This is a genomic window from Ligilactobacillus sp. UO.C109 (assembly GCF_026847815.1).
In the GTDB taxonomy this organism is placed as follows: Bacteria; Bacillota; Bacilli; order Lactobacillales; family Lactobacillaceae; genus Ligilactobacillus; species Ligilactobacillus salivarius.
In genome coordinates this window covers 1-1717 of record NZ_JAPSFH010000036.1, presented here as the reverse complement: position 1 = coordinate 1717, position 1717 = coordinate 1, and the positions used below count along the sequence as shown (strand labels likewise).

Sequence of the window (1717 nt, the reverse complement as noted above, 5' to 3'; positions counted from 1 at the left end):
CTTGTACTCAAGGATTCGCTCAAGCTGCTTGATGTACTTAAGCTTTCACTCAAGGAGGAACTTGTACTCAAGGATTCACTCAAGCTGCTTGATGTGCTTAGGCTTTCACTCAAGGAGGAACTTGTACTCAAGGATTCACTCAAGCTACTTGATGTACTTAAGCTTTCACTCAAGGATGAGCTTGTGCTCAAGGATTCGCTCAAGCTGCTTGATGTACTTAAGCTTTCACTCAAGGATGAGCTTGTACTCAAGGATTCACTCAAGCTGCTTGATGTACTTAAGCTTTCACTCAAGGATGAACTTGTACTCAAGGATTCACTCAATGAACTTGATGTGCTTAGACTTTCGCTTAAGGATGAGCTTGTACTCAAACTGCTTGATGTACTTAAGCTTTCACTCAAGGATGAACTTGTACTCAAGGATTCGCTCAAGCTGCTTGATGTACTTAAGCTTTCACTTAGTGATGAACTTGTACTCAAGGATTCACTTAAGCTGCTTGATGTACTTAGGCTTTCACTTAAGGATGAACTTGTACTCAAGGATTCACTCAATGAACTTGATGTACTTAAGCTTTCGCTTAAGGATGAGCTTGTACTCAAGGATTCGCTCAAGCTGCTTGATGTACTTAAGCTTTCACTTAAGGAGGAGCTTGTACTCAAGGACTCACTCAATGAACTTGATGTACTTAAGCTTTCGCTTAAGGATGAGCTTGTACTCAAGGATTCACTCAAGCTGCTTGATGTACTTAGGCTTTCACTTAAGGAGGAGCTTGTACTCAAAGATTCACTCAAGCTGCTTGATGTGCTTAGGCTTTCACTTAGTGATGAACTTGTACTCAAGGATTCACTTAAGGAACTTGATGTACTTAAACTTTCACTTAAGGATGAGCTTGTGCTCAAGGATTCACTCAACGAACTTGATGTGCTTAAGCTTTCACTTAGTGAGGAGCTTGTACTCAAGGATTCACTCAACGAACTTGATGTACTTAAGCTTTCGCTCAAGGATTCGCTCAACGAACTTGATGTACTTAAGCTTTCACTCAAGGATGAACTTGTACTCAAGGATTCACTCAACGAACTTGAGGTGCTTAGGCTTTCACTTAAGGATAAACTTGTACTCAAGGATTCACTCAAGCTGCTTGATGTACTTAAGCTTTCACTTAAGGATGAACTTGTACTCAAGGATTCACTCAAGCTGCTTGATGTACTTAAGCTTTCACTTAAGGATGAGCTTGTACTCAAGGATTCACTCAACGAACTTGATGTGCTTAGGCTTTCGCTTAAGGATGAACTTGTACTCAAGGATTCACTCAACGAACTTGATGTACTTAAGCTTTCACTTAAGGATGAACTTGTACTCAAGGATTCACTCAAGCTGCTTGATGTACTTAAGCTTTCACTCAAGGAGGAGCTTGTGCTCAAGGATTCGCTCAACGAACTTGACGTACTTAAACTTTCACTCAAGGAGGAGCTTGTGCTCAAGGATTCGCTCAACGAACTTGACGTACTTAAGCTTTCGCTTAAGGATGAGCTTGTACTCAAGGATTCGCTCAAGCTGCTTGATGTACTTAAGCTTTCACTTAGTGAGGAACTTGTACTCAAGGATTCACTCAACGAACTTGATGTGCTTAGGCTTTCACTTAAGGATGAACTTGTACTCAAGGATTCACTCAAGCTGCTTGATGTGCTTAAGCTTTCACTTAGTGAGGAGCTTGTGC

Annotated in this window: 1 protein-coding gene; it reads left to right on the top strand. The window is 41.1% G+C overall.

The features are described from left to right. Positions 1-1717 (top strand): hypothetical protein (locus OZJ21_RS09215; RefSeq protein WP_268857727.1); only part of this gene is annotated, 1717 nt, incomplete at both ends.